This window comes from Rhizobium sp. NLR16a (assembly GCF_017948245.1).
In the GTDB taxonomy this organism is placed as follows: domain Bacteria; phylum Pseudomonadota; class Alphaproteobacteria; order Rhizobiales; family Rhizobiaceae; genus Rhizobium.
Genome location: NZ_CP072865.1, coordinates 104,642 through 128,793, shown reverse-complemented (window position 1 = coordinate 128,793; position 24,152 = coordinate 104,642). Strand labels below are relative to the sequence as shown.

Genomic DNA, 24,152 nt, shown 5'->3' with positions numbered 1-24,152 from the left:
GGCCTGTCACTCTGTGGGAGCCGCTGCCCGCTGCAGACGCCTGGGAAAGAAGAGCCTGACGTGCTCTTTCATTCGCGCGCCGGCTTCCGAAGCCGACGCCTGCCTGAACGAACTGGCTAGAAGATCGGATGCCAAGGCTTTAGAATATCGGGCTTGCCACTGTCTTGGCCAGAGGAAACATAAAAATCCGCGCAGCGATCACCTGGGCGTGACGGACGGAGGAAACGCCAATGCCGGAATCGACCGGCCTCGGTTTGGCCGAGCCACAGGCTCAGTCCCTCGATAGCGTATCCGCCGTCTGGGCCGTGATCCGCGCCGAGGCGAACGAGCTTGCGACGCGCGAGCCGATATTGCGGCGGCTGCTTGCCGAGCAGGTGACGGACGCTGCCGGCAGCCATGAGATCCTCGCCCGCGTGCTAGCCGCGCGGCTCGCGGTGGCGCAAGTTGAAACAGGCGATCTGTTGGATCTCATCCTGTCTGCGCTTGATGACGACATCATGCGGAAAGTCGAGGCCGATCTCGCCGCCGTACGCGAGCGCGACCCGGCCTGCACGACGTTTCTGCACGCGCTTCTGAACCTCAAAGGCTTCCATGCGCTGCAGACCCATCGCATCGCCCATGCGCTCTGGAACGGCGGCCGCCCGGAGATTGCCACCTGGCTCGCCAATCTGGCCTCGCTGGTCTTCGGCCCCGATATCCATCCGGCAGCACGGATCGGCGCCGCCATCATGCTCGACCATGGCTCGGGCATCGTCATCGGTGAAACGGCTGTCATCGAGGACGAAGTGTCGATCCTCCAGAACGTCACGCTAGGCGGCACCGGCAAAGAGACGGGCGACCGTCATCCGAAGATCCGCCACGGCGTGATGATTGGCGCCGGCGCCAAGATACTCGGCAATATCGAAATCGGCGCCTTCAGCAAAATCGCCGCCGGCAGCGTCGTGCTGAAGCCGGTTCCCGAACATTGCACGGTCGCCGGCGTGCCGGCCGCTGTCGTTCGTATCCATCGCGGCGATGAGATCCCGGCCGAGACGATGGATCAGAATATTTAGCGCAAATCCTCCGATCGATGAATCGATTGCGATGTGACGACGGAGCTCGAATGCCGGCGGAGACGACAGGTATTGTTCTTGCGGCTTTGCCCTCAAACTATCTCCGCTCGACCGTCAAAACCATCGGCATGGCCCAAGTGGCCTGAAGAATCGGCCAACGTAGCAATTTGACGTTGTCATCCTCGACCTGCGCCTCCCATCGCGCATAAAATTTCTGGCTATACCCGTTCAGCCGAACGCTGCGGTGCGCGAGGGGTCCGCCGTCAAGGTTAAGGGCGACCTTGAGATCAAGTGGCGACGCCTTGAGAAATTCCGCCAACCGATCGAGAGAAAAGAACGCCTCCTTCGTCGTGCCGATCACGATGCGATCTGAGCCATCCTTGGCGACAAAGGTTCGATTGGCCAGCCAGCGGCTTTTCACATTCACATGAGTCTGACCATCGTCGCCGATCAGGAGCGGATAAGAAACCATCGCATTCGTCGCCCCGGCGAAGGCGCTTCCCCAATCTTGATGGGTCAGGTCACGGATGTCGGCGGAGGCAGCGTCCGCGATGAAGGCGCCTGCCTTCGCATCATACTGCTGGGGACCCATCGCTACACCCTCACTGATGAAGGGCGTGTCGGGCCGGCCATGCATGTCGTAGTAGCTGCCATTGACGATCAGCACGGCCTTGGGCAAGGCATGTTCCCATTCGTCAATGCCCTTAACACCCTGTGACGCATTGTGGACGACGAAGCGGAAGCGCGCCGGATCAATTCTGCTGAGGAAAATGCGATCGACTTCACGACCATTGGCAAGCACCGGCAGCTCCGCCACCTCGAAGCCAATTTCAGGTTCTTGCCAGGCCAGCGATCCCGGCTGCACGGCCGGAACCGGGCTCTTCAACGCCAATTGCATCGAGGCCGATAGCCGCTCATCGTCAGGCTTAACGGTGATCCAGTAGGTTCCGCCACGGCGCAATATCGTGTTGAACCCATAAACGCCGGCGACCTGCCAGAGCCAACCGGCGCCGACAACAATCATAACGACAAAAGCTGCCGTCAGCCCGAATAGGAGCTTGCGAATTACTGACATCAAATTCTCTATGAGCAAATAGTCGGGTTCAGTATGCGACGCGATGGTTCGCCCTGCGCAAATGCGATTTCAAGTGAGGCTTTTCTACGACGTCCAAATACATCAAAGGCGGCACCTAGGCTTCGCCGATAAGTACGGCCCTTAGGCAGCCTGCTGATTTTCTCCGAAGGCTTCGACGCGGTTGCGACCTTCACGCTTCGAGCGATAGAGCGCCTCGTCGGCCTTGTGTACGAGCCGTTCGAATTCTCCGCCGCCTTCCCGCGTGGCGACGCCGATGCTCAGCGTCGGAAAGACGGCGAGATCCTGCCGCTGCGTGACGGCGGCGGCGAAGTCGAGACGGATGCGCTCGGCAATCGCCACCGCATCTTCCTGGGAGAGGTTTTTCAGCACCGCCAGGAACTCGTCTCCGCCTTGCCGGGAGAGCAGATCGTTTGAGCGCATGATGCCTTTACAAATGCTGGCGAAAAGCCGCAGGATCTCGTCGCCGGCGGCGTGGCCATGCCTGTCGTTCAGCTGCTTGAAATGGTCGATATCGATGATCAGCAGCGATATCGGCCGGGAAGCGAGAGCGGGCAAATGCTGGGCAAGGCCGCCCCGATTGAGTGCGCCGGTCAGTGGATCGTGATGGGCGAGTTCGGTCAGCTGATTGCGGCTGCGCTCGGCTGCCATCAGCACCATGGCCATGCTGCGCAGCATGATGAAAGCCACCGCCGATACCCCCATCCAGCTATGGACCACGCTGCCGCCGAATGGATCCGGCCCGCCGATCTCGCCGGTCGCAGCAAGGATGCTGCGGACCGCAAAGATCATGGCGGTGCAGACATAGAGGCCGATGAGCAGACCGGCGGAATAGAGCTTCTCGCGGCGGACAATGCTGATCGCCTCCCCTGCGACCGCAAGATCGCATAGGCTGCAGATGACTGAGACGTAAAGAAGCCTTGCCGAGACCGCTGCGGGATCGCTGACGATCAGCACGACGGGAACGCTGACGAGAGAGATGGCAAGCCAGAAGGTGCGCTGGTCGAGAACCCGTCCCGAAAAGACGCGCACGGCAAAAAACATCAGCATATAACCCGCGACGGTGACGATATTGCCGCCGTCGACCGAGACCGCGTAGGGAACGAAATTGCGCAGCGCCACGAGGAAGGAACCGACGCCGACGAAGAGGTTGCTCAAGCCCCACCAAAGCGGCCACCTCTCGAAGCGGCCTGTTGCATAGGCTGCAAGCTGGAGAATCCCCAGCACGAAGCAGCTTACGGCAACGATGAAATAGATCGTCCTGAGATCCAGTAGCATGGCGCTTTTCCGAAGTTCTGGTGGCGGAACCTACAGCAAGGATTTTGCGGTTTGATTGGAGCCTTCGTTAAAACTTGAACGATCGGTGGTTTTCCCTGCCGCCGCCGTGGTCAAGCGGCCCGCACCGTGCCGATGATATCGGCCAGCAGATCGTGCAGCAAATCCCGGTAGCCGTTTCGGGCCGAGGGACCGCTCTCTTCCGAGGTCATGACGACGGTCAGATCGAGCGACGGCACGATGTAGAGCATCTGGCCGCCATAACCCCAGGCGAAATGCACCTGCTCGCTGCCGATCTCACGCGTGAACCAGCCATAGCCATATTCGTCGCCGGAGAAGCGTGAATTGGTACGGCGCTGCCAGGATTGCACGATCCAGTCGGCAGGCACCACCTGCACTCCCTCCGTCGTACGCCCGCCATTGCGATAGAGCTCGCCGAAGGCAAGCAGGGACCGGGCGCTCATCGCCATCTGATTGCCGCCGAGATAGATCCCCTGCGGGTCGCGCTCCCATGCGCCGATGCGGAAACCCTCGATTGGGCCGAGCCATTCGCGCGCCAGCGCCATGGTCGACCGGCCGCTGACCTTGGTCAGAATGGCCGAAAGCAGATGCGTGGATGCGGTGGAATAGAGCATCTCCCCACCGGGCTGGTCGACGAAAGGCTGCGAAAGGGCAAAGCGCACCCAGTTGCGCGAGGAGACCCAGCGGCCATAATTCGGCCCGGACATACGGTCGAGCCCCGCCTGCATGGAGAGAAGATTGCCGATAGTGATGTCGTTGAGGCGCGGATCAGCCGATGAAGGAAGATCGGCCTTCAGGATCGGCGCGATCTTCTGGTCCGGCCCATCAAGCAGTCCTTTGCCGATCGCGATACCGACAAGCGCCGAAATGATCGATTTCGAAGCGGATTTGATATTGGTCGATTCCGACGGCGAATGACCACGGAAGGCGCGTTCGGCGAGCACGCGTCCCTCACGAGCGACGACCACCGTCTTGAGCGGTCGCAGCGCCGGATCGGTCGCCGCTTGGTCGAGACGCGGACCAAGCCCGGCGGCGGATGCCGTGCCCTGGGCAGACGCCGGGCCTGTTGCGCCAAACGGCAGGCAGAGAAAAAGGAGAAGGGAAAAAATACGGATCATGCGGCACATGATAGGATATCGCAGCGGCATCTTCGCATGCCCTATGGCACTTTTCACGCGATCGTGTCTGCTGGTGAGCCCATTATTCGCACTCCTCACCGCTCTGTCACTGAAAGACAATCCGCGCCGCAACCATCGCAGGCCCGCCTGCCTACATGGCCAAGCGGCGCGGACGTCGCCGACCAGGGAAGAGATCCCCACCTGCCCGGCGGGCGCGCAGCTCAAGCTGCGCGGCGAACCGGCGCCCTGGCCAGCATGCGTCCCGAGGGGACGATCATTCCGGCCGCGCCGTCAAGCCAGCCGTCGGTGAGCTCAAGGGCGAGAAAGCGCGAACGTTCGAACGGACCGGGCATGACAAGATGGCGAGCCTTTTCGGCGAAGAAGCCGAAACGCTCGTAATAGGCGGCATCGCCGACGAGCAGGACCGCGCCATGCCCGCGGTTCTTTGCCTCGAGGATCGCCGCGCGCATCAGGGCCGAGCCGACGCCCTTGCCGCCGTGACGGCAATCGACGGCCAGCGGACCGAGCAGCAGCGCATTGATCGGCGTGCCTTCAGCGTTGACGCCGGCCTCGACGTTCCAGAGCCGCACTGTGCCGATCAGATGGCCGTCGCGATCACGAGCGACCAGCGCAAGTCCTTCGGCCGCAATGCGGTTGCGGCGGATCTTCTCCGACGACTTCTTGCGACGGTCAATGCCCATGACGCGATCGAGCAGGTTTTCACGCGCGACGACATCCGACGGATTTTCGGCGTCGATGGTGAAAATGGAAGGCGCAAAGAATGCGCGGACAGAATCAAGAACAGCGGCCATCGTGGCCTCCCGCACTCAAAACCGCTTCAGACGGTGACTTCGGAGAATTGTGGATTTGCCGCCCCGGCTGGTGACGGGACTAGCAGAAACAAGACCTTAGATGACGTAGGCCTTCAGCGGCTCGAAGCCGTTGAAAGCGACTGCCGAGTAGGTCGTCGTATAGGCGCCGGTGCCTTCGATCAGGACCTCGTCACCGATCGTCAGGGACAGCGGCAGCGGGTAGAGGTTCTTTTCATACAGCACGTCAGCCGAGTCGCAGGTCGGGCCGGCGATCACGCAGGGCTCCATCTCGTCGCCGTCGCGTTCGGTGCGGATCGGGTAACGAATAGCCTCGTCCATGGTTTCGGCGAGACCGCCGAACTTGCCGATGTCGAGGAAGACCCAGCGCGCGTCGTCATTGTCCGACTTCTTGGAGATCAGCACGACCTCAGCCTTGATGACGCCGGCATTGCCGACCATGCCGCGGCCCGGCTCGATGATCGTCTGCGGGATCTGGTTGCCGAAATGCGTGCGCAGCGCCTGGTAGATCGACTTTCCGTAAGCTTCCGCGGACGGAACGTCACGCAGATACTTGGTCGGGAAGCCGCCGCCCATGTTGACCATCTGCAGGTGGATGCCCTGCTTGGCCAGCTGGACGAAGACACGCTTGGCATCGGCAAGAGCCGAATCCCAGGCATCGACCTTGGTCATCTGCGACCCGACATGGAAGGAGACGCCGTAGGACTGCAGGCCGAGCTGATGAGCGTAGACGAGAACGTCGACGGCCATCTGCGGAACGCAGCCGAACTTGCGCGACAGCGGCCATTCGGCGCCTTCGCCATCGGTCAGCACGCGGCAGAAGACACGGGCGCCGGGCGCGGCGCGCGCGATCTTCTCGACTTCCTCGTGGCTGTCGACAGCAAAGAGGCTGACGCCGAGCGTATGCGCGCGGGCGACATCACGTTCCTTCTTGATCGTGTTGCCATAGGAGATGCGGGCGGCGGTCGCACCGGCTTCGAGCGCCATTTCGATTTCGGCAACGGATGCGCAATCGAAATTGGAGCCGAGGCTGGCGAGCAGCTTCAGCACTTCCGGAGCCGGGTTGGCCTTGACGGCGTAGTAGATGGCGCTATCCGGCATGGCGTGGCGGAAAGCGTGGAAATTGTCGCTGATGACATCGAGGTCAACCACGAGGCAGGGACCGTCGGGACGTCGGGTTGCGAGAAAGTCGCGGATGCGCTGGGTGGTCATATCAGTTCCCTCTTCCAGTTCCAGAGCTCCGGCATGATCCGGAGGACAAAGGGCATACGAGAACTCGCATTGGAACCAGCCGGTGGAGACCCCGGAACCACAGCAAGCGCTCGATGCGCGGATAATGAACCAACGCCGCAAACGCGGTGTAAGTTCGGCTTTGTCTGCCATGGATTGGAGGGAGAGTCCCAACCGCACTTCCGGCAATGATGGTGTGCCTCTTCAGTAACCCCCGCTGATGGAAAGCAGGGAGAGAACAAAAAGGCCCGCACCGTCGTTGCTTCAGGCGTCCTCGCATTTTCCGGTTGGCCGGAATAGCGACTGGAGGGGTTAATTCCAGGTACCTTACCGATTTCCTCACCAATTCGAGGGTTCGGCGGACACCCATGGGCACGTGCGACTTTGGGCTGACTGGTGAGATAAGAATATTCGCCTTCATAATCAAGCGATTTTTTGATCTTGAGGTCAAAAAATAATTGAACAAACCGGCGCGATTTGTTCAACATTCCAAAACACCTGTGGGGATTTCATGGACACCTTGACCCGCATACGCGCCTTCATTGAAGTCGTCGAGGCCGAAGGCTTTTCCGCCGCCGCGCGGCGCACCGGCCGCTCGAAGGCGCTGCTGTCCAAATATGTGCGCGAACTGGAAGACGAACTCGGCGCGTTGCTGCTCAACCGCACGACCCGGCAGTTCTCTATGACGGAGGCCGGCCACACCTATTATCGCAGCGCCTCCGACATTTTGAAGGAGATCGACAACCTTGCCGATCTAGTGCGCGAAAACAATGCACAGCTGAAGGGACGGTTGCGCGTCTCCGTCCCCCGCACCTTCGTCGATGCCGACGTCGGCCAGTCGCTGATCGATTTCGCCGGCGAGAACCCGGACCTTTCGCTGGAGATCGCCGCCGATGACCGATTCGTCGATCTGATCGAGGAAGGCTTTGACGTGGCGATCCGGATCAGCAAGCTCGAAGATTCCGGCATGATTGCTCGCAAGATCTCCGATTTCCGCGTCCATCTCTGCGCCACCCCGGATTTTCTCGAGCGCCATCCGGATCTGGAGCATCCAAGCGACATGTCCAATCTTCCCTTCATCGTCGATACCAATTCACGCACCCAGGGGAGCATCCGCTTCCACAATCCTGACAACACAACCTTCGCCGTCGCCGTCTCCGGGCCGATCGAGGTCAACAGCCCGCACGCGACACTCCGCGCCGCCCTCGCCGGCATCGGCATCGCCCTCATTCCCGATTTCATCGCCCGCAAGCCGATCGAAAGCGGCGAACTGGTGACGCTATTCAACGATTACATACCAACCGACCGCGGCATTTATGCCGTCTACCCGCACCGGCGCTACCTGCCGGCCAAGGTGAGGATCTTTGTCGATTACCTGCACAACTGGTTCAAGAAGCATCCGTGAGATCTGCACGGCAAGACCGGTCGGGCCGGACGATGGAGCGGTGCCGATCGGGACTCACCGACAAGCCGGTCCCAATTCCGTCCCAATTTCTGGCAAGAACTCGGGTCGAGCGAACAAGGCAGCGGGACGCATGAACAAATCCATACCATTGATCACCGCGCTTCTTTCGCTGGCGCCGGCCGCCGCCTTCGCGCATCCGCACATCTTCGTGGAGGCGCGGCTCGAAGTCGTGGCCGGCGCTGACGGCAGTATCGAGGAACTGCGCAATGTCTGGCGCTTTGACGAGGTCTTCTCCTCCTCGGTCGTCATGGATTTCGACAAGAACACCGATCTGAAGCTGGAGCCGAACGAACTCGCGCAGGTCGGCAAAACGGTGAAGCAATCGCTTGCCGATTACGATTATTACATGAACCTGACGATCAACGGGAAGAGCATCACCGTCCAGCAGCCCGACATCATCCATGTCGACTATAAGAACGGCCAGCTCCTGATGTTCTTTGCGGTCAAGCCGGTGGAGAAGATGCCGCTCAAGGGCAGGCTTACCTTCGGCGTCTACGATCCGACGCTCTATACGTCGATCGATTTCCCCACAGACAACGAGCTGGCAACGGTGGGCGACGGCTTCAAGGCCTGCAAGCACCAGGTGATAAGGCCGGATGCCGACGAGGTGATCTCGCAAAACAAGCAGTCGCTGACAGACGCCTTTTTCAACGATCCCACCGGCACCAACATGTCCAAACTCTTCGCCACCCGGCTGGAGCTCACATGCTGATAAAACGTCCGTCCCTGATCCTTTCCGCGGCGCTCCTTGCGCTCCTGACCGCGGCAAGCCTCGCCCACGCGCAATCGCCGCTCGGCATCGGCACGGCCGAACCCAGTTTCCAACCGACCGGCGGGCCGCTTGCGCCACTTTTGCTCTACGTGAACTATGAACAGCAGGCTTTCTATCGGGCGCTGACCGGTGCGTTGAAGGGCATGCGCGAGGATCCGTGGCAGCTGACATCGCTGGTCGGCCTTTCCTTCGCCTACGGCGTCTTCCATGCCGCCGGCCCCGGCCATGGCAAGGCGGTCATCTCCTCCTACATGATCGCCAACGAGGTCGAGTTGAAGCGCGGCGTGGTTATTTCCTTCATTTCGGCTTTCATCCAGGGCGTCGTCGCTGTGGCGCTGGTCGGCGGCGCCTGGCTGGTGCTGCGCGGCACCGGCATTACACTGACGACAGCCACTCATGCCATGGAAATTATAAGTTTCGTCATGGTTATCCTCTTCGGCGGCTGGCTGCTGTTCCGCAAACTGCGTTTGATAGCTCGCAATCTGCCGCGCCGCCGGCTGGTGGCGACGTCGGCCGGTCCGGTGTCCATGATGCTGGATTGGAAGGATAACGCAGCCGAACGCCAGGCCTATGCCTTCAACGGCAAGGCGCAGGCCGTGAACGCCGGCCACAGCTTCGTTCCCGGCATGGCCTGCGAGACCTGCGGCAATACGCACGTGCCGGACCCGGCCCTGCTCGCCGGCGACAGGTTCAGCGCTCGAGAGGCTTGGTCGGCGATCGTAGCCGTCGGCCTTCGACCCTGCTCAGGGGCTTTGCTTGTCATGACTTTCTCGTTGCTGAACGGCCTCTATCTCGGCGGCGCGCTTTCGGTCGCCGCCATGTCGCTCGGCACGGCGATCACGGTTTCCGTGCTCGCGACGCTTGCCGTCACCGCCAAAGGTGCGGCGGTCCGTCTCTCCGGACGCGGCTCGACGGCTTCGGTCTGGGTCGGCAACGCCATCGAAATCCTCGGCGCCCTGCTCGTCATCCTGATGGGCGCCGTCCTGCTCGGAGCTTCGCTGCAAGGCTAGACACCCTCAGGGCTCCGTGCCCCCGGACGCCCCTGGATTACTGTCTATCTCTGCGACGCTGGTAGCGCGCCCGCAGCCAGAAGATCGCAAAGAACGCCATGATCAGGCAGAAGCCGACGGCGATCCCCAGCGTTGGCGAGAAATTGCCGATCCATAGAACGATGGTCGGCAGAAAGTAGACGACGAGGCCGGCGCCGAGCAAGATGACAGCGGCGGCGATCGCCTGCGAGCGGCTTTCCGGGCTCACGCGAGCCTTTCCTTCTCCAGATCCGCACGAATATCCTGCAGGCGACGGATCTGATTGCCGGCCGCGTCGAAATTTGCAGGCGAAAGCCAGGCCTCGAAAGCATCGTTGATCAGCGGCCATTCGGCGTCGATCATCGAGAACCAGGCGGTGTCGCGGTTGCGATGCTTGGAGATCATGTGCTGACGGAACACCCCTTCGAAGCTGAAGCCGTAGCGCAGTGCCGTCGTCTTGCTCGCCTCGTTCTTATTATCGCATTTCCATTCGTAGCGGCGATAGCCGAGATCTTCGAAAACATGTTTGGCCATCAGATAGTGCGCTTCGGTGGACAGCGGCGAACGGCTCATAGCGCGACCATGAGCCACGCCGCCGATTTCGACGACGCCGTTTGCCGGGTCGGCGCGCATGTAGTTCGCCATGCCGACAACCTTGCCGGTGGCGTTGTCGCGGAAGATATGGGTGAGCCAACCGGACTTGGTGTGGACGTTTTCCAGCCAGCTGGCGAAGTCCTCGATGCCCGAGAAATCATCCTGCGAAAAATAGAGCAGCAGCGGGTTGATGCCCATGCCGCCGAGCCCTTCCCACAGCGCTTCGAGATGCTCCTCGCGGCGATAGGGCTCGACGGTGACGAAACGGCCTTTCAGCGTAACCGGCTTTGGCGCCGGGCAGCCCTTGAAATTTGCAAGATCGCGCATGTTCACTCCCCTATTCCAGAGCCTTCCCCGGTTAAATTGACGAACGCGTCAATTTGACCGGGGAAGGCTCCGGGAGTGGATAGGCCAGTCGCCCGATAAAGGCAATCGGCCGGCATGTCACTGTGACAAGGTCGTCTTGGCGGATGACACCGTCGCCTCGATATGGTCGACCAGCTGATCAGCAAGGCCGAGCCGGCCGGCGAGCAGATCGAGATAACCGCGCTCGGCGCGCGAATCCGGATCGATGGTCAGCCGCGAGGCGGTGTAGAGCTCGACGCGCTGTTCTTCCGTGAGCGCCGCAGCAACGAGCGCGTCGATATCCGTCGGAGACGCAAGTTCTCCCTCGATGAAAGCCGCAGCCTCGCCGCTGACGTCAGCAGCCTTGATCTTGTCCATGATCAGGACGCGTTCGGCGTCGTCGATATGACCATCGGCCTTGGCGGCGGCGATCATCGCCCGGATCAGCACCAGCACGAATTCGTTGCTCCCGGCAGGCGATGCTGGTCCGAAACCGGAGTCGACGGGCGGCGGCAGGAGCACCGGATTGTTTGCCGACGGCGCATCCGAGGGGGCCGCGGGCGCTTGCCCAGCCTGATAGTTCTTGTAAGCCTGATAGCCAAGGCCGGCGATAGCAGCAAGACCGCCGATCGCCAATGCGTTGCCGGCAATACTGCGGCCGGTCTTGGTGCCGAGAAGCACGGCTGCGATCGCGCCGCTCTTCATCGGATTGTTCTTTGCCGTCTGTATGGCCTCGCCCGCCCTGTCGCGGACTGAACCGCCGAGACCCGGCACCTGCGAACCCAAGAACTGGTCGAGAAGCTTCTTTGCGTCGAACATTCCTCGTCGTCTCCCTGTTTGAGGCCGGAGGAGAACATAGGTTTGCGACGGCTGAAATACAAATATTGGGCGTGGGGCTGTGCCTGGCGCTCATACCCCGCTCATGCAACCTCAGGCCTTCAGAGCGGCGGCCTCAGCCGCAAGCTTGGTAACGCCGGCCCAGTCGCCGGCTGCGACCAGTTCCTTCGGCGCAACCCACGAACCGCCGACACAGACGACGTTCGGCAGCGAAAGATAATCCCTGGCGTTCTTCAGCGAAATGCTGCCGGTCGGGCAGAACAGCGTGCCGGCGAGCGGCGAAGAAAGCGCTTTAAGATAAGCGGCGCCCCCAGCCTGCTCAGCCGGAAAGAACTTCAGCACCTGATAACCTTCCTCACGCAACGCCATGACTTCGCTGGCGGTCGCAGCTCCCGGAAGCAGCGGCACGTCGGAATCGGCAGCGGCATCAAGCAGCTCCTGCGTCGTGCCCGGGCTGACGATGAACTTCGAGCCGGCCTCGACAGCCGCTTCCCAATGGGCGGCATTCAGGATGGTGCCGGCGCCGACTTCGGCGCCCTCGACCTCGGCGGCGACGGCGCGCACGGCATCGAGCGCCGCCGGCGTGCGCATGGTGATCTCGATTGCTTTCAGGCCGCCTGCGACAAGCGCGCGGGCCAGCGGCACCGCCGACCTGGCATCGTCAACGATCAGGACCGGAACGACCGGCTGGAGTTTCAGGATGGAAAGGAGCTTCTCTGTTTTCTCGCCCATGGTCGCACGACCTCCTTGAAACGATTGAAATTTGCATCCCGAATAACGCCCTCGCCGACCCTTGTCGAGATAAAACCCGGCTGCGTGAGAAGAAGGTATGAAATGCTTGGAAATTGGTCTACCGTGCGGCATTCGTCACAAAAGGTTCACTGACATGGCGAAAGAGATCGAGCGGAAGTTTCTTGTACGCGGCGACGGATGGCGTTCCGCCGTCGAGAGCAAGTCTGTCCTGAGGCAGGGTTACATCGCCTCGATGGACGACCGTTCCGTCCGCGTTCGCACCCTCGACGGCAGGAAAGCGAAGCTGACGATCAAGATTGGCCGCAGTGCCATCACCCGTGACGAATTCGAATATGACATCCCGATTGCCGATGCCGAGGAGCTGTTGCAGAGCGCGATCGGCGTCGTCATCGAGAAGACGCGCTACCGCGTCCCGCATCAGGGCTTCGTCTGGGAAGTCGACGTCTTTGCCGGCGAGCATCTCGGGCTGGTGATTGCCGAGGTGGAGATGACGGCAGAAACCGACAAACCCGTCCTGCCTGCCTGGCTTGGTCGCGAAGTGACCGGCGATTTCCGCTATTCCAACCAGGCCCTTGCCACAGAATACGAGCACGACAGGCATGGCCTATCGCATTCGGCCTGACGCCGATTTCACCGAGGCATTCCGGAGCATCGCGACCGAGCAGCTGGAAGGTGCCATTACCTTTCTCGAAGAACGGCCGGAAGGTGCGCACGAGGCGATCCATTCCTTCCGAAAAAACCTGAAGAGATTGCGCTCGCTCTACCGGCTCGTCGCACGCGAGGTGCCTGATTTCCAGGAGCAGGAAAATGCAAGGTTGCGCGACGCCGCGCGCTCGCTTTCGGCAATCCGCGACGCTGCCGCGCTCATCGGCACCGCGCAATATCTGCAGCATTCAGCCCGCGGGAAAGAGGAAAGCGAGGCACTCGGCCGGATCGTCATCATTCTCGAGGGGCGCCGCGACTGGATGGCGGAGGCCGAAAGCGGTCTTGAACGGCAGCTGATGGAAACCTCGGACGTGCTCAGAGAGGCGATTTCCGCTCTGGATGGAATCTCCTTCGATGGCAGCCACCGCAAGAATGCCCGCATGCTGGCGAAGAGCTGGCGCCGCACGGCGCGCAAGGCTGAGGCCGCGCTCGCCAACTGCCACGGTGATGCATCGGCCGGCGATTTCCATGATCTGCGCAAACGCACCTACGACTACCGGCTTTACCACGCTCTTCTGCGCGACGTCTGGCCGGGTGCGATGAAGGCCAAGCAGGATGCGGCCAAGGAGCTCGTCGAGGATCTCGGCCGCATCCATGACCTTGCCGTACTCTGCGAACTGGTCGAAGCCGAGCCGCAGCTCTTCACCCGCAACGACGACCTGGCGCATCTTCTTGAGGCAATCATCGTCCGCCAGCAGGAAGACCGGCGGCAGGCCCTCCTCAAGGCCGAAGCCGTCTTCGCCGATGATCCCGACGAGGAATCGGAGCGTATCGAGCTTCTCTGGTTGACGGCTGCAAGTTGAGCGATGGCAGGCGCGATCCTGGAGGCGGTCGGCCGCCTGCGCGGAAGGCAATTGCGCGACCGGTCAATTTTCTGTATTTCCGGCGCATGACCGACAGCCTGACACACACCGGCCCGTTCCTCGTAGCGGCGCTCTACCATTTCGTATCCGTGCCGCGCTTTGCCAGCTTGCAGGCCCCGCTGCAGGCGCTGTGCGAGGAAAACGGCGTCAAGGGAACGCTGCTTCTGGCGCATGAGGGCATCAACGGTACGATCGCGGGACCGGATGCCGGCATTCACGCCGTGCTCGCCTTCCTGCGCGTCCAGCCGGAATTTGCGGGCCTGGAGCACAAGGAAAGCCGCGCCTCGAAAATGCCCTTCCTGCGCATGAAAGTGAAGCTGAAGAAGGAAATCGTCACCATGGGCGTCGAGGACATCGACCCCAACAAGGTGGTCGGCACCTATATCGCGCCCAAGGACTGGAATGCGCTGATCTCCGATCCCGATACGATCGTCATCGACACCCGCAACGACTATGAGACGGCGATCGGTGCTTTTCGCGGCGCGCTCGACCCCAAGACCAAGACATTCCGCGAATTTCCGGATTGGGTGCGCCGGAATACGGGACTGCACAACAAGCCGAAAGTCGCCATGTATTGCACCGGCGGCATACGCTGCGAAAAGGCCACTGCCTTCATGAAGGCCGAGGGTTTCGACGAGGTCTATCATCTGAAGGGCGGCATCCTGAAATATCTGGAGGAAGTGCCGCAGGAAGAAAGCCTCTGGGAGGGCGCCTGCTTCGTGTTTGATGAGCGTGTATCCGTCGAACACGGGCTGAAGGAGGGTGAGCACCGGCTGTGCCACGCCTGCCGCAACCCGATCACATCAGAGGAAATTGCCTCGCCGCTTTATGAGGAAGGCGTTTCCTGCAGCCACTGCTATCCAAGACGCACAGAAGAAGACCGGCTGCGCTACCGTCAACGGCAGCATCAGATCGCGCTGGCAAAAAAACGCGGCCAACGGCATATCGGCAGCTGAGCTTGTTGCTGTTGAATGAGCTTTGCGCCCAGAATTTCGCCGTCAGGCCGCGCCGAGACGGCACGGGGTTGACTGTTCCGCAGTACGAAGCTCGTTGAGCATCTCGGTAATTCGCTCGGCCGCCGCAGGCTTTCCGAACAAATAGCCCTGCAGACAGTCGCAGCCGAACAGGCGCATGGCGACCGCCTGCCCCTCGGTTTCGATGCCTTCCGCCGTCACCGGGATATCGAGCGAGCGGGCGAGCGCCACCGTCGCCTGCAGCATTTCGCGCTGGCGCTTGTCCTCGTTGACGCCCATCACCAACGAGCGGTCGATCTTGATGCGGTCGAAGCCGAACTGCCGGAGATAGCCGATCGATGAGAAGCCGGAACCGAAGTCGTCGAGCGCCACCTTGACCCCCAGACCTTTCAGCCGCTCGATCGACTGGCGGGTACGCTGCGGATTCTGGATCATATACCCTTCGGTGATCTCGAGAGTGATGCGGCTGGCCTCGATCTCCGTCTGCTTCAACACGTAGCGCACATAGTCGGTGAAGGCTGGATTGCGGAACTGGCCGGGCGAGACATTGACAGATACGTTCAGCTCCGGCCACTGCTTGGCCGTCTCGCAGGCCTTGCGCAGCACGAACAGGCCGAGTGATTCAATGAGGCCGCTGGTCTCGGCGATCGGAATGAACACCTCTGGCGAAACCGGGCCGTGGCCCGGACGGTTCCAGCGCACCAGCGCCTCGACGCCGGTGAGCGCATGCGTGGCCGCATCGACCAGCGGCTGATAGGCAAGTGTCAGATCACCGCTTTCAATGGCGATTCTGAGATCGAGTTCCAGCGCATTGCGCTGCTGCCGGTCCGCATCCATCGACGGGTCGTAAAGCGTCATGCGCGCACGGCCCGCCTCCTTCGCCTTATACATGGCAAGGTCGGAACGGCGCACCAGTTCCTCGCGATCGATTGCGCCGGCAGGCGACATGGCGATGCCGATGCTGGCGCCGACGACGACGACACGGCGACCGATCTCCAGCGGCTCGACGAGAAAATCGAGGATCTGCTCGGCGAGCTGCAGGGCGGCGGCGTTCTCGCCATCGGAGAGAAAGGCGATCGCAAATTCATCGCCGCCGATGCGGGCTAGAACTGCGCCTTGCGGGATCAATACCTTGAGGCCGGCCGCGACCGCGCGGATCAATTGGTCACCGGTGCCGTGTCCATAGCTGTCATTGACTTCCTTGAAACCGTCGAGGTCGAGATAGAGGAGCAGCACGTTGCGTTTGCTCTGGCGCGCTTCGAGGACACAACGATCGACGGCGAGCCCGAGGCCGTCGCGATTGGAAAGGCCGCTCAGCCTGTCGCGCAGCGCCTCTTCGCGCGCGCTGTTTTCCTCCGCCTTCAGGCGTCGGCCGACCAGCCAGCCGATGGCCAGAAGCACCCCGAAGAAAAGCCCGACGAGACCGAGTGCCTCGATGACCATCGGTCGTACCTGCGCGTAGGCAATATTGCCGGGTGAGCGCGAATTCCAGACGAGCTTGCCGATCGTTGCCCCCGACGGATCGGCGATAGGTACAAAATATTCTGCCTCGAAACTCGGCGGCGCCAGCCTCAGTCCGCCGATCACATAGGTCTGGCCGAGTCCGGCCACCCTGTCGTCATCGAGATGGCGTGCGAAAATGAGATACCGGTGCTGCCCGGCGGGCGCATCAAGCGCGCCGGATTTCTTCCGCACCAATGCCACGCCGACAGCGGCAATGCCGCGTTTGGTGGTGATGAATCCGACCGCCTGGGGCGAATCGGCCGGACCGGCCGCCTTGACCACGTCGAACAGCTTCCACAGCGAAGGCGCGAAGAAATCCGCGGGCGGCTCCTCCATCGGTTTGCCGTCGCGATACGCCATGATCGAGTTCTTCGCATCATCGACAACGATTGCCATGTCGAAAAGTGAGCTGTTGACCGACATCTCGCCGTAGTTGCTGACCGTCCACGCCATGCCATCCGACGCATAGACGTTGGCGGCGGCATCGTCCCAGGCGGCATAATCGTCGAGCGTCGCACCGAGCTGATCCTCGAAGGTCTTCAACGCGCCGATTGTCGTTTCGCGCGAGCGCTCGTCATCAAGGACATTGGCGTTCTCAGCCACGCGTTCGAGTGCCGTCAGCACCATGATGGTGGCGACCGCGACGATGACGGCGAAGGAGAGCAGCACGCCCGTGACGGTGACGTCACGGCCTATTCCCGATCCCCTGCCCTGCAATTTTGCGAGTATCTGCATTCCTGCTCCCTGACCAGCGGAGTTTGCCAGTCAAGGGTTCAGAAACGTTTAAGCAACCGCCTGTTGCAGCTTTCCGCTGGTCTATTTTTTCAGTTTGCTATGCTGAGCCGGCGTGTGATTGCCTTTCGGAAATTCAGCCGCGAGTGCGCGATACCATTTACCGCTCTTCTTCACCGTGCGCCGCTGCGTCTCATAATCGACATGAACGAGACCGAAGCGCATGCGATAGCCTTCCGCCCATTCAAAATTATCCATCAGGCTCCAGGCAAAATAGCCGCGCATGGGGTAGCCGTCTTTGATGAGGTCGGCCACGACATCGAGGTGACCGCCGAGATAGTCGAGGCGCATCGTATCGTCGACCTCGTCCCCGACGACACCGGTATTGTCACAGGCGCCGTTCTCGGTGATGTAGCATTCCGGCAGGTCGTAGCGGCGGTAGAGGTCCTCGACCAGGAGCTTCAATCCGGGCACATAGATTTCCCAGCCGATATCGGTCTTGACGTCGCTTGCAGGCGGCGCTTTCACCGTCCAGGGGAAGTCGCCTTTTCGTTCGGCATCGTCGGTGACGCGCTCGGGCGTGTAATAATTCAGACCCCACCAGTCGAGCTTCTGACTGATGAGCTTCAGATCCCCGTCATCGATCACGGGCATGCGGTCCCCGAGCGCCTCGACGAATTCGTTCGGATATTCGCCCTTGAAGACGGGATCGAAGAAGGCGCCGTTGTGGAACTGATGCGCCCGTTCGGCGGCTGCCAGATCGGCCGGGCTGTCGGAGCCCGGGATGACCGAGGCGGCGTTGAGCACGAGCCCGACCGGCACATTGGGAGCTTCCGAACGGATTGCCTCGACACCGAGGCCATGGGCGAGGTTCATGTAATGCATGGCGTGAAGGGCAGCCTGCATGTTGCGCTCACCCGGAGCATGGATGCCGTAAAGGTGGCTCAGCCAGACGATGCACCAGGGCTCATTGAATGTCGCGACGGCGTCGAGACGATCGCCGAGGCGGTTCATCACAGTCTTGGCGTAGCGCTGATAGGCATAGGCGGTCGAGCGCGCCGTCCAGCCGCCGTCGCCGGCGAGCATCAGAGGCAGGTCCCAATGGTAGAGCGTCGCGAAGGTCCTGATCCCGCGCGCCTTGCAGCCATCGACCAGCCGATCGTAGAAATCGAGGCCCGCCTCGTTCACCGGGCCCGTGCCCTCCGGGACGATCCGCGGCCAGGCAATGGAAAAACGGTAGGCCTCAACGCTCATGTCCTTGATGAGATCGAGGTCTCGCTCCAGGCGGTTATAGTGGTCGCAGGCAATGTCGCCGTTGTCGCGGTTATAGACGCGGCCGGGCATGTTGCAGAAGGCGTCCCAGATCGACGGCTTGCGGCCATCGGCCTTGCTGGCGCCTTCGATCTGGAAGGCGGCGGTGGCAACGCCGAAGGTGAAATCACCGGGAAAGCGGCTTGCAAGCGTCTTGGCGTCGATCATCTGTATTCCCCGGCTCTCAGCAATGTGGGTTGCCCGTGGGCCGGATTTAGCCAAGCCGGCAAGCAAAGTACAGGTGCTGGGGAAGAAAAACTGCAACGTTGCAGGACTAGTGACAGAACGGCATCGTTCCGTCGCCTCGGTCGCCATACTTTCGGCCCCCACGCTCTCATAACGCGAATGTCAGCAGTCGTGACTTGCTGCCGAGCCCATGATCACTACACAGCGAAGACATCACAACGTGAAAGGAATCCCATGCTGTCTTCGATCCATCTGCTGCAGCCGCATCTGCTGAGCCTGCTGCGCCTCGTCTCGTCGCTCGTGCTTTTCAGCTACGGAACGCAGAAGATTTTGCACTTTCCGGCCGCGGCAAGCGTGCCGCCGATGGGCTCGCTCTCCTGGATCGCCGGGCTGATCGAACTCACCCTCGGCTTCGTCGTGGTGATAGGATTCCAGACACGCATTGCAGCCTTCGTACTCTCCGGCCTGATGGCCTTCGCCTATTTCATCGGCCATGCGGGGAAGAGCTTTTATCCCGCGCAGAACGGTGGCGTCGCCGCGATCCTGTTCTGCTTCGTGTTTCTCTATTTGGTGGCGGCAGGCGCCGGCCCGCTCAGCATTGACGGCCTCATGAAGCGCGACCGCGCTGCGGCCTGAGGCCTGACGGACAAGCCGAGGCGGCCCAAGACCGCCGCGGCATTTCCTGCGACTCCGCGCCATCCGACGCACGGATCGCCAAAGATCAGAGCTTGACCCAGGCGCCGTTTTTCTTGGACGAGGCAACACAGGCCTCGACGAAGGCGACACCCTTCACGCCGTCGTCGACTGTGGGATAGACCACCGCCTTATCGACTTCCTTGCCCCTCTTGCGGGCGTTGATCGCATGCGCGGCTTCCGTATAGATCGTCGCAAAGGCTTCGAGATACCCTTCCGGATGCCCTGACGGCACGCGTGACACGCGCCCGGCAGCCGCTCCGGCGCCGGCGCCGCCGCGGGTGATCAGCCGCTTCGGCTCGCCGAAAGGCGTGTACCAGAGGTAATTCGGGTCCTTCTGGGTCCATTCCAGCCCGCCCTTGCTGCCATAGACGCGCACCATCAGGCCGTTTTCATGGCCCGGCGCTACCTGGCTGCACCAGAGCATACCCTTAGCCGGCTTCTCCGCGCCCTTCGCCTTGAAGCGCAGCATGACATGGGCGTTATCGTCCAGCCGGCGGCCGGGAACGAAGCTGTCGAGGTCGGCGGCCAGGCTGTCGAGTTCCAGTCCGGTAATGAAGGAGGCAAGATTATAGGCATGTGTGCCGATATCGCCTGTAGACCCGCCGACGCCGGACTGGGCCGGATCGGTGCGCCAGGCAGCCTGCTTCTGCCCGGTCTGCTCGACCGCTTCCGTCAGCCAATCCTGCGGATATTCGGCCTGGACCACTCTTATATCGCCGAGTTCCCCGTTCGCGATCATCTCCCGCGCCTGGCGGACCATCGGATAGCCGGTGTAATTATGCGTCAGCACGAAGAGCGCGCCGCTCTCGTCGGCCACCTTCTTCAGCTTCTTCGCATCGGCGAGGTTCGATGTCAGCGGCTTGTCGCAGATGACATGAATGCCGCGTTTCAGGAATTCCTTGGCCGCGTCATAGTGCACATGGTTCGGCGTGACGATCGCCACCGCCTCGATGCCGTTCTTCAGCTTCGCCTCGCGGATCGCCATCTCGCGGTAGCTGGAATAGGTCCGCGACGGGTCGAGGCCAAGGTCGCGGCCGGACTGAACCGCCTTCTCAGGCGTCGACGACAGCGCGCCGGCGATGAGATCGTACTGATCGTCGATGCGGGCTGCGATGCGGTGCACTGCACCGATGAACGCGCCCGCGCCGCCGCCCACCATGCCAAGCCGGATGCGCGGCTCGCGGGTCTGTTCGGATGATGCTTCGATTGCCATTCTTGTCCTCCTGAAATTGAATCTGGTGCGGGTGCGCCCCTCATCCGGCTGCTGCCCCCTTCGCCCCGCAAGCGGGGCGGAGGCGATATGCCGCAGCGGCTTTTCCGCTCTCAACGTTTGGTCGGGCAAGTCCCCTCTCCCCGTTTACGGGGAGAGGGTTAGGGTGAGGGGCACCCACCAGATGCCCTGTTTAGGAAAGCCCCAGCATCCGCCGATTGGCCGCTTGGTCCGTGCCGCCGGCGGCAAAATCGTCGAAGGCCTTTTCCGTGACGCGGATGATATGGGCGGCGACGAATTCGGCCCCCTCGCGGGCGCCATCCTCCGGATGCTTCAGCGCGCATTCCCATTCGACCACGGCCCAGCCGTCGAAATTATTGGCCGTCATCTTCGAGAAGACCGCGCCGAAATCGACCTGGCCGTCGCCGAGCGAGCGGAAGCGGCCGGCGCGTTCCACCCAGCCCTGGTAACCGCCGTAAACGCCCTGGCGCCCGGTCGGATTGAACTCGGCATCCTTGACGTGAAACATCTTGATGCGGTCCTTGTAGATGTCGATGTTCTCGAGATAATCGAGGCACTGCAGGACATAATGCGAGGGATCATAGAGCATGTTGGCGCGGGAATGGTTCTTCACCCGCTCCAGGAACATCTCGAAGGTGATGCCGTCATGCAGGTCTTCACCCGGATGGATCTCGTAGCAGACGTCGATGCCGTTTTCATCCGCATGGTTGAGGATCGGCGTCCAGCGGCGGGCAAGTTCGTCGAACGCGGTCTCAACCAGGCCGGCGGGACGCTGCGGCCAGGGATAGATGAAGGGCCAGGCAAGCGCCCCGGAGAAGGTCGCATGCGCCTTGAGGCCGAGGTTTTTCGATGCGGTCAGCGCCAGCTTGACCTGCTCGACCGCCCATTCCTGGCGCGCCTTCGGGTTGCCGCGCACCTCGGGGGCCGCGAAGCCGTCGAAGGCTTCGTCATAGGCCGGGTGAACGGCGACGAGCTGGCCCTGCAGATGGGTCGAAAGTTCGGTGATTTCGATGCCGTTTTCGCGGGCCTTGCCGGCGAATTCGTCGCAATAATCCTTCGACGTCGCGGCCTTCTTCAGATCGATCAGCTGGCTTGTCCAGGTCGGCACCTGGACGCCCTTGTAACCGATGTCGGCCGCCCATTTGGTGATCGCGTCCCAGGAATTGAAAGGCGCGGTATCGCCCGCGAACTGGCCAAGAAAAAGGCCGGGGCCCTTGATCGTCTTCATGTCAGATTCCTCCCTGAACATCGACCGTAAACGTTTCTGAAAACTTGTAGCACGCATTTTGACGGGTGCAAGGCGCTTCCTTGTCCTGCCTCGCGGATTTGGCGCGAGGCCAGATGCGATATGGTTGCGAGCTAATCATGATGGGCGTTGGCGGGCAAGAGGTACGTGCAGCATTTTCAGCGCCGCGCCGCATGCGCGCATAAAAATGCGCCCGTCCTTTCGAACGGGCGCGTCTTTCGGTCGTCGGATCAGAACGGAGAATCCGGGAAGTAGAAGTTCTTGGCATTCTCCTTGGTGACGAGCGTTGCGTCGAGGATGTAATTGCCGTGAACCGGGACCTGATCGTAGAGCGCCGCCGCCGTCAGCTCCATTGCCGTGCCGACCATTGCCGGCGGATAGAGAACGTCGACCGGGATCAGCTTGTCGCCGTCCATGACCTTCTTGACCATGTCCTTGGAGCCGGCGCCGGCGACGACATATTGAATGTCGGTGCGCTTGGCCTGCTCGATCGCCTGCAGTACGCCGACGGCCATATCGTCGTCCTGGCACCAGACGACATCGATTTTCGGGTACTTCGTCAGGTAGTCCTGCATCACTTTGAAGGCGTCGTCGCGGTTCCAGTTGCCATACTGGCGGTCGAGAACCTTGACCTTGGAGCCGGCGATACCCTTGTCGAAGCCATCCTGGCGCTGCTGGTCGATCGGGATCGGCAGTCCGCGGATAACGACGACCTCGGCTTCCGGCGTCTTTTCGGCAATGTACTTGCCGGCGACTTCGCCGAGTGCCGGGTTGTTGCCGGCGACGTAAAGATCACGCACGGAATTATCGTTGTTCGACGGCGCGCGGTCGACAAGTGCTACGAACTTACCCTTGTCCTTGACTTCCTTGATGGCGTTGACGAGCGGATCCGGGTCCGACGGCAGGATGACCAGCGCGTCGATGCCCTGTGTATCGAGGTCCTGCACGGCGTTTGCCTGCGTCGCGGCATCCGGTGAAGTCTTGACGATGACGTTCAGGCCCGGATGTTCGGCCATCAGTTTCTTGGCGATACGCTCGGCATGGAACACGACGCCAGAGGTCCAGCCGTGGTCGGCGGCCGGAATGGACACACCGATCGTGTAGTTCTTGTCCTGGGCGTAGGCTGCGCCGGCAAAAGCCACCCCCGCAACAGCCAGACCCAACATGAGCTTGCGCATGCTTATTTCCTCCCAAAATATCAGGGACTTGTCCAATTCGAGCCGGGTGCCCCGTGAAGCCCGGCCAATCCGAGAAGCTCTTTGCCTTAGGATTTGCGAACCAGCGACCGCTGCACCAGCATGGCGATGATGATGATTGCACCCTGGATCGCGCCGATGAGATACTCGCTGATGAAGTTCGAAAGCAGCATGATGTTGCCGACGAGTTCGAGAATGAAGGCGCCGCAGATGGTCCCCCAGACCCGGCCTGCGCCGCCCTTGAGAGCCGTGCCGCCGACGACGACGGCGGTGATGGCCTGCAACTCCCACAGGATACCGGTCGTTGCCGAGGTGGAACCGAGACGCGGTACATAGAGCAGCACGGCGATCGCCACGCAGAGACCCTGGATAACGAAGGCAATCGTGCGCACGCGGTTGACTGCAATGCCCGAGTAGCGCGCGACGTCGCTGTTCGAACCGACAGCCACGACATGGCGGCCGTAACGGGTGCGATAGAGGATAAAGGCTGCAATTGCGGTGACGACGAGGATTACCAAGATCGGCACGGGAACGCCGAGAATATTGCCGAAATAGGCTGGACGGTAGAGCGTCTGGATTTCACTCGAGCGCAACGTGATCGCGCCGCCCTGCGACAGCCAGGTGGTCAGGCCGCGATAAATGCCCATTGTGCCGAGCGTGGCAATGAAAGGCTCGATCTTGCCGACGGTGGTGATGAGGCCGTTTGCGAGGCCGCAAAGAGCCCCCGCCATCACCGTAAAGACCACCGCTGCCGTCAGCATCAGCACCGGATCGGCAATGACGCCTGAATTAATGAGCAGGATCATCAGACTGGCGACGAAGGCGACCATCGAGCCGACGGAAAGGTCGAGGTCTCCGGCCGAGATCACGAAAGTGGCGCCGACCGCGATGATAGCGATGAAAGCGCAGCGCGTCGCGACGTTGGCAAGATTGGTGATGCCGATGAAGTTCGGATTGACCAGTGCGCCGACGACGAGAAGCAAGGCCAAGGCGGCAAACGGTGCAACCGCGCGCAGATCAACGTCACGCCAGGACCTGCGCCGGATCGCCTTGGTCTCCTCGTTAATGCTCATGTCCAAAACCAACCTCCCGTCCC

General features: G+C 61.5%; 24 protein-coding genes. 8 read left to right on the top strand and 16 right to left on the bottom strand.

All coding sequences use genetic code 11. The features are described from left to right. The first annotated feature begins 230 nt into the window (after positions 1-230). Complete coding sequence (gene cysE, locus J7U39_RS00600) at positions 231-1,052, top strand: serine O-acetyltransferase (RefSeq protein ID WP_210629805.1); 822 nt, start codon at positions 231-233, stop codon at positions 1,050-1,052. A gap of 97 nt (positions 1,053-1,149) precedes the next feature. Here the strand turns inward: cysE and J7U39_RS00595 are convergent, their stop codons facing one another. The 6 genes from J7U39_RS00595 to J7U39_RS00570 form a co-directional block, all read right to left on the bottom strand. After that, on the bottom strand, positions 1,150-2,127 hold the full coding sequence (locus J7U39_RS00595) for a phosphodiester glycosidase family protein (RefSeq protein WP_210629804.1): 978 nt from the start codon (positions 2,125-2,127) through the stop codon (positions 1,150-1,152). A gap of 141 nt (positions 2,128-2,268) precedes the next feature. After that, positions 2,269-3,423 carry a GGDEF domain-containing protein gene (locus tag J7U39_RS00590; protein ID WP_210629803.1) on the bottom strand — a complete coding sequence of 385 codons (1,155 nt, stop codon included), beginning with the start codon at positions 3,421-3,423 and terminating at the stop codon, positions 2,269-2,271. A 110-nt stretch (positions 3,424-3,533) separates the two neighbouring features. Next, positions 3,534-4,559 (bottom strand): serine hydrolase, encoded by a 1,026-nt coding sequence (locus J7U39_RS00585; protein WP_210629802.1) that lies wholly within the window; start codon positions 4,557-4,559, stop codon positions 3,534-3,536. Positions 4,560-4,780: 221 nt separating this feature from the next. Next, complete coding sequence (locus tag J7U39_RS00580) at positions 4,781-5,371, bottom strand: N-acetyltransferase (RefSeq protein ID WP_210629801.1); 591 nt, start codon at positions 5,369-5,371, stop codon at positions 4,781-4,783. A 96-nt stretch (positions 5,372-5,467) separates the two neighbouring features. Beyond that, a complete protein-coding gene (gene odc2 / locus J7U39_RS00575) occupies positions 5,468-6,601 on the bottom strand; it encodes a type III PLP-dependent enzyme (protein ID WP_210629800.1) in 1,134 nt (377 codons plus the stop codon). Next, entirely contained in the window at positions 6,598-7,107 is a 510-nt protein-coding gene (locus tag J7U39_RS00570) for a hypothetical protein (protein ID WP_210629799.1), read from the bottom strand. The genes odc2 and J7U39_RS00570 overlap by 4 nt, the downstream gene beginning before the upstream one ends. Before the next feature lie 23 nt (positions 7,108-7,130). Here J7U39_RS00570 and J7U39_RS00565 point away from each other — a divergent pair, with 23 nt between their 5' ends. The 3 genes from J7U39_RS00565 to J7U39_RS00555 all read left to right on the top strand — a co-directional run bounded on the left by J7U39_RS00565 (position 7,131) and on the right by J7U39_RS00555 (position 9,866). Beyond that, positions 7,131-8,024, top strand: a complete 894-nt coding sequence (locus J7U39_RS00565) for a LysR family transcriptional regulator (protein WP_210629798.1) — start codon at positions 7,131-7,133, stop codon at positions 8,022-8,024. 130 nt (positions 8,025-8,154) lie between these two features. After that, positions 8,155-8,796 (top strand): DUF1007 family protein, encoded by a 642-nt coding sequence (locus J7U39_RS00560; RefSeq protein ID WP_210629797.1) that lies wholly within the window; start codon positions 8,155-8,157, stop codon positions 8,794-8,796. Further along, the gene (locus J7U39_RS00555; protein ID WP_210629796.1) at positions 8,790-9,866 is read left to right on the top strand and encodes a nickel/cobalt transporter; all 1,077 of its coding nucleotides are present in this window, start codon (positions 8,790-8,792) and stop codon (positions 9,864-9,866) included. Before J7U39_RS00560 ends, J7U39_RS00555 begins: the two co-directional genes overlap by 7 nt. 37 nt (positions 9,867-9,903) lie before the next feature. Here J7U39_RS00555 and J7U39_RS00550 read toward each other — a convergent pair whose 3' ends face one another. The 4 genes from J7U39_RS00550 to J7U39_RS00535 all read right to left on the bottom strand — a co-directional run bounded on the left by J7U39_RS00550 (position 9,904) and on the right by J7U39_RS00535 (position 12,392). Then, the gene (locus tag J7U39_RS00550) at positions 9,904-10,113 is read right to left on the bottom strand and encodes a hypothetical protein (RefSeq protein ID WP_210629795.1); all 210 of its coding nucleotides are present in this window, start codon (positions 10,111-10,113) and stop codon (positions 9,904-9,906) included. Continuing rightward, positions 10,110-10,805, bottom strand: a complete 696-nt coding sequence (locus J7U39_RS00545; protein WP_210629794.1) for a GNAT family protein — start codon at positions 10,803-10,805, stop codon at positions 10,110-10,112. Before J7U39_RS00545 ends, J7U39_RS00550 begins: the two co-directional genes overlap by 4 nt. Before the next feature lie 117 nt (positions 10,806-10,922). Next, on the bottom strand, positions 10,923-11,642 hold the full coding sequence (locus tag J7U39_RS00540) for a tellurite resistance TerB family protein (protein WP_210629793.1): 720 nt from the start codon (positions 11,640-11,642) through the stop codon (positions 10,923-10,925). Positions 11,643-11,753: 111 nt separating this feature from the next. Next, positions 11,754-12,392 (bottom strand): 2-dehydro-3-deoxy-phosphogluconate aldolase, encoded by a 639-nt coding sequence (locus J7U39_RS00535; protein WP_210629792.1) that lies wholly within the window; start codon positions 12,390-12,392, stop codon positions 11,754-11,756. Positions 12,393-12,546: 154 nt separating this feature from the next. Here J7U39_RS00535 and J7U39_RS00530 point away from each other — a divergent pair, with 154 nt between their 5' ends. From J7U39_RS00530 to J7U39_RS00520, 3 genes are all read left to right on the top strand, one after another. Next, a complete protein-coding gene (locus J7U39_RS00530; RefSeq protein ID WP_210629791.1) occupies positions 12,547-13,035 on the top strand; it encodes a CYTH domain-containing protein in 489 nt (162 codons plus the stop codon). After that, positions 13,013-13,921, top strand: coding sequence for a CHAD domain-containing protein (locus J7U39_RS00525; RefSeq protein ID WP_210629790.1), 909 nt, complete (start codon positions 13,013-13,015; stop codon positions 13,919-13,921). Before J7U39_RS00530 ends, J7U39_RS00525 begins: the two co-directional genes overlap by 23 nt. An 86-nt stretch (positions 13,922-14,007) precedes the next feature. Beyond that, on the top strand, positions 14,008-14,937 hold the full coding sequence (locus J7U39_RS00520) for a rhodanese-related sulfurtransferase (protein WP_210629789.1): 930 nt from the start codon (positions 14,008-14,010) through the stop codon (positions 14,935-14,937). A 42-nt stretch (positions 14,938-14,979) separates the two neighbouring features. Here the strand turns inward: J7U39_RS00520 and J7U39_RS00515 are convergent, their stop codons facing one another. Beyond that, positions 14,980-17,193, bottom strand: coding sequence for an EAL domain-containing protein (locus tag J7U39_RS00515; RefSeq protein ID WP_210629788.1), 2,214 nt, complete (start codon positions 17,191-17,193; stop codon positions 14,980-14,982). A gap of 81 nt (positions 17,194-17,274) precedes the next feature. Then, the gene (locus J7U39_RS00510) at positions 17,275-18,669 is read right to left on the bottom strand and encodes a GH1 family beta-glucosidase (protein WP_210629787.1); all 1,395 of its coding nucleotides are present in this window, start codon (positions 18,667-18,669) and stop codon (positions 17,275-17,277) included. A 252-nt stretch (positions 18,670-18,921) separates the two neighbouring features. On the opposite strand from J7U39_RS00510, the gene J7U39_RS00505 reads away from it, so the two are divergent. Beyond that, complete coding sequence (locus tag J7U39_RS00505; protein ID WP_210629786.1) at positions 18,922-19,323, top strand: DoxX family protein; 402 nt, start codon at positions 18,922-18,924, stop codon at positions 19,321-19,323. Between the two features lie 85 nt (positions 19,324-19,408). On the opposite strand, the gene J7U39_RS00500 is transcribed toward J7U39_RS00505, so the two are convergent. From J7U39_RS00500 to J7U39_RS00485, 4 genes are all read right to left on the bottom strand, one after another. After that, positions 19,409-20,596 carry a Gfo/Idh/MocA family oxidoreductase gene (locus J7U39_RS00500; RefSeq protein ID WP_210629785.1) on the bottom strand — a complete coding sequence of 396 codons (1,188 nt, stop codon included), beginning with the start codon at positions 20,594-20,596 and terminating at the stop codon, positions 19,409-19,411. A 190-nt stretch (positions 20,597-20,786) separates the two neighbouring features. Continuing rightward, the gene (locus J7U39_RS00495; RefSeq protein ID WP_210629784.1) at positions 20,787-21,842 is read right to left on the bottom strand and encodes a sugar phosphate isomerase/epimerase; all 1,056 of its coding nucleotides are present in this window, start codon (positions 21,840-21,842) and stop codon (positions 20,787-20,789) included. Positions 21,843-22,090: 248 nt separating this feature from the next. Next, the gene (locus J7U39_RS00490; RefSeq protein ID WP_011426857.1) at positions 22,091-23,038 is read right to left on the bottom strand and encodes a substrate-binding domain-containing protein; all 948 of its coding nucleotides are present in this window, start codon (positions 23,036-23,038) and stop codon (positions 22,091-22,093) included. Between the two features lie 86 nt (positions 23,039-23,124). Then, a complete protein-coding gene (locus J7U39_RS00485; protein ID WP_210629783.1) occupies positions 23,125-24,129 on the bottom strand; it encodes an ABC transporter permease in 1,005 nt (334 codons plus the stop codon). Positions 24,130-24,152 lie beyond the last annotated feature (23 nt).